Below are 2538 nucleotides of genomic sequence, written 5' to 3' on the forward strand. Positions count from 1 at the left end.
CCACAGAACCATCCCTGTCACGGGAGCAGGCCCGCTTCGTCGGGGAACTCGCGTGGCGATGCGGACTGGGACCGTCCGACATCTGGACCGCCACCACCCCGCGGAACCTCCTGGACAAGAAGGGCAACCTCGACCCCAAGAAGCTTGCGGCTGCGATCGTGCGCGCCGCCCAGACAGTGAAGGACAACCAATGACCGAGACCACCGCCGCCCAGGACGAGAAGCGCGACGAGGACACCACCCCCGCCGAGCAGCACGGGGAACCCCAGGCGACCAGCCCGGAGCAGCCGGAGGACGACGCCGCCCAGGACACCGAGCAGCCCGGAGACGAGGAGCAGGACGAGCGGTCCACGCCCCTGGAGAAGCAGCTCGCCAGGGCGCGCCGTGAGGCCGCAGAACGCCGTGTGACCGCCCGGGAAGCCACCGAACGGGCCGAGGCCCTCCAAGTGGAACTGGACACCGCACGCGGAGACCTCGACCGCTTCAAACAGGGCATGGCCCAGGACATCGTGGCCCGTGGCATGAGCGTGACGTTCGACGCGTTCACCGCCAGCGGCCACACCCTCGAAGATTTGACCGACGAGGACGGCAGGCCTGACCCCGAGAAGATCCGAGCCCTCAACGAGGAGCTGGGAGAGAAGTACGGGCGCACCCGATCCGGGAACTTCGGTGGGGTCTCCGCCGTCGAAGCCGCCCGGGCCCTGGCCGAGCGCTATACCAACCCCTTCGGGGACAAGGCCAAGGGCGGATCAACCTGGAACGACCTCCTCACCAAATAACCCCGGGCATCAGCAGGTGGGCCGCCACAATCCCCACAGGAAAGTGGCGGCCCACCTCACCCCCGCGATAAACTGGAAAAGGATTCCCAGGCGGAATCCCGCACAACCACATAACGTTCATGTCCTCCCTGGCTGGAGAACACCAACACCAATTCGGCTGGCCCGAACCGTTGGAGAACACACAAACCCTGTGTATTCACATTCAGCCCAAGGAGGGCTTTCTTATGTCAACGCTTTTCAGCAAGGATCTTTCCCCGATCATTCCCGAGCAGGTCGCACAAGACCTCCTCATCACCCCGCTCGTGGAAACGTCGATCCTCTTCAACCCGGCCGTGTCCCGCACCGTCATCACCAGCAACCGGCAGATCCGCTTCCCGCGGATCACCCGCCACGCGACCGCCGCGTGGGTCGCCGAGGGCGCGGAGATCCCCGCCACCGACATTGCCGTCGGCGATGAGGTGATCGTCCCCTCGAAGGTCGCCGCCCTGTCGGACCTCACCCGCGAGTCCGCCGAGGACTCCGACCCCGCCGCCCAGGAGCTGCTGGGACAGTCCATGATCCGCGGTATCCGTGAGCGGCTCGACAACTCGTTCCTGAACTCCAAGAACGTCCCGTCCCTGTCCAAACCCGAGCCCACCGGACTCGCGGGGCTGGCCGGCGCGACCGAGGCCACCCTCGACCTCGCGGACCTCGACAGCTTCGTGGCCGCCGCGTACTCCATCGCGCAGCTCGGAGGCACGGCCACCGCGTACATCGTCAGCCCGGACGACGCGCTGACCATCGCGACCCTGAAGACGGCCACCGGGTCCAACCAGTCGCTCATCGAGCAGAACCAGCCCGGGGTCACGACCGTCAACGGCCTGCCCCTGATCGTGGCACCGCAGCTCACGGCCGGCACCGCGTACGCCGTGGACAACAGTGCGGTGATCGCCGTGGTCCGCCGCGACGCAACCGTCGAGACCTCCGATGCCCCGCACTGGTCCTCCGACCGGATCAGCGTCCGCACCACGATGCGCGCCGCGTGGGGATTCGCTGACCCCGCCCGCGTCGTGCGGATGACCAAGGCCGCGGCCTGACCCACGAGGACGACAGCGCCCCGCACCTGCAATGGTGCGGGGCGCATCACGCTCACGACGTGGTTACTTAGCTTGCGCAGCCAGCTTCTTGGCGACGGCCAATATCACCTTGCCAGCGGGTTCATCCGTTCCATAGTAGGAATGCCAGTCCGTTCCAAATTCGAGGGGCTTGCCCTCCTCGCGTTCCACCCGAACACGCACGCGGAGAGGCGGGTCATCGGGTGTCTCCTCCCCACGGGGGCGATACTGCTGTTCGACCTCCACGCTACGCACCCGCAAGGGTTCAACGCGCAGCGCCCCGGGGATTGCATAGCCCTGATAAGCGGAGTTCCCCAACGTCCAGGGGAGGGTGTAGAGGTGATCTCCCGCAATGATATGAACCGTTCCACCATTCTTGACGTCTTCATCCTCGTCCAGGGTGTACCAACCCCAGTCGACCTCATCGGCGTCAAGGCCCCCGCCGAGAGCCTTGTCGAGTTGCACCCCAGCCACGCGATTTCGGGTCCGCATGACGCGCTCGTCCCAGTGCTTGATCTTGTCGTGGATGTCTTTTCCCGGCCACATGTTTGTTTCCATGACTACTCCTTGGGTTGTGCATCAAATCACATCGGTAGATGCATGTGCATCATATACAAGGCGACAGGGGTCGCACGCTCCCCACCTAAGACACCCCCACCCCCATAC

Annotated in this window: 4 protein-coding genes; 3 read left to right on the top strand and 1 reads right to left on the bottom strand. The window is 65.4% G+C overall.

Annotated features, from left to right (window positions below; genetic code table 11):
• From CWC38_RS12170 to CWC38_RS11550, 3 genes are all read left to right on the top strand, one after another.
• Positions 1–194, top strand: a 194-nt coding sequence (locus CWC38_RS12170; RefSeq protein WP_165860417.1) for a hypothetical protein, incomplete at its 5' end; no start/stop codon positions are given.
• A complete protein-coding gene (locus CWC38_RS11545; RefSeq protein WP_121846854.1) occupies positions 191–778 on the top strand; it encodes a hypothetical protein in 588 nt (195 codons plus the stop codon). The genes CWC38_RS12170 and CWC38_RS11545, both read left to right, overlap by 4 nt.
• A gap of 224 nt (positions 779–1002) precedes the next feature.
• On the top strand, positions 1003–1854 hold the full coding sequence (locus CWC38_RS11550) for a phage major capsid protein (RefSeq protein WP_165860418.1): 852 nt from the start codon (positions 1003–1005) through the stop codon (positions 1852–1854).
• 63 nt (positions 1855–1917) lie between these two features.
• On the opposite strand, the gene CWC38_RS11555 is transcribed toward CWC38_RS11550, so the two are convergent.
• Positions 1918–2430 (bottom strand): hypothetical protein, encoded by a 513-nt coding sequence (locus CWC38_RS11555; protein ID WP_121846856.1) that lies wholly within the window; start codon positions 2428–2430, stop codon positions 1918–1920.
• Positions 2431–2538 lie beyond the last annotated feature (108 nt).

Origin of the sequence: Kocuria tytonicola, from assembly GCF_003687455.1 — a bacterium.
Classification (GTDB): Bacteria; Actinomycetota; Actinomycetes; order Actinomycetales; family Micrococcaceae; genus Kocuria; species Kocuria tytonicola.

Coding starts and splice junctions, on each gene's coding strand:
- CWC38_RS11545 (WP_121846854.1), top strand. CDS start 191: ATGACCGAGACCACCGCCGCCCAGGACGAGAAGCGCGACGAGGACACC.
- CWC38_RS11550 (WP_165860418.1), top strand. CDS start 1,003: ATGTCAACGCTTTTCAGCAAGGATCTTTCCCCGATCATTCCCGAGCAG.
- CWC38_RS11555 (WP_121846856.1), bottom strand. CDS start 2,430: ATGGAAACAAACATGTGGCCGGGAAAAGACATCCACGACAAGATCAAG.